This is a genomic window from Paenactinomyces guangxiensis, from assembly GCF_016055185.1.
Lineage (GTDB): Bacteria > Bacillota > Bacilli > Thermoactinomycetales > Thermoactinomycetaceae > Paenactinomyces > Paenactinomyces guangxiensis.
In genome coordinates this window covers 1-775 of the sequence record NZ_JAECVR010000069.1, presented here as the reverse complement: position 1 = coordinate 775, position 775 = coordinate 1, and the positions used below count along the sequence as shown (strand labels likewise).

The window sequence follows — 775 nt, the reverse complement described above, 5'->3', positions numbered from 1 at the left end:
TTGCATAACTCTTTTAAAAATTAAATAGAAAAATCCGCCTAAATGTGGTTAGATGAAAGCGCCAACCCACACCAAACCACGGAGGCGGATTAACTTGAGTTTAGCACGACTTTCATCGAGAAACCATCCTCTTTATCAGATTTTTTGTTGCATCGAAGATATGGTTCGGCGTTTCGCAGAAACGCCATCACGTGTTGGTAAACCTAAAAAATTCAGTGATACACAAATCCTTAAATGTCTTATTTATCAAGCCTATTATCGTATTTACAGCTTTCGGGAGTTGGAGTGGAAGTTGAACCAAGGATCACTGGGCTCGACGTTGTATCGGTCTTGATGAAGTCCCAGACCATTCCACTTTTTGTCGACGTGCCAAACAAATCGAAGAAGGGCTTTATGCACCTTTATATGAAGAACTACTGTTTGAACTAGAGCCTAAAACGAGAGTTTGTTATTGGGATTCCACCGCTTTACGAGCATCTCGATATGATCGAGATGCTGAAAAGGGTAAAGGAACTCGTTTAGGTTGGTTTTATGGTTACAAACTACACGTTATTGTATCTGAAGATTTACTTCCCCTCGTATGGGATATTACACCTGCCAATTTATATGATAATCAGTGCATTCATCTGATCCATCACATCGCTGAGTATCCGGTTTTTATGCTGCTGGCAGATGCCGCTTACGATGACCACAAGCTTTTTTCAGCTTGTAGTCAAGCTGAAATTTATCTAGTCACACAAGTAAACAAAAGAAATGCTTCTTCTCCAGCTACCTT

1 protein-coding gene is annotated in these 775 nt (G+C 40.3%); it reads left to right on the top strand.

The window, feature by feature from the left end; all coding sequences use genetic code 11:
- Positions 1–323: 323 nt before the first annotated feature.
- Positions 324–775: transposase (locus I8U27_RS21495; RefSeq protein WP_198065930.1), on the top strand; the 452-nt coding region annotated here is incomplete at its 3' end.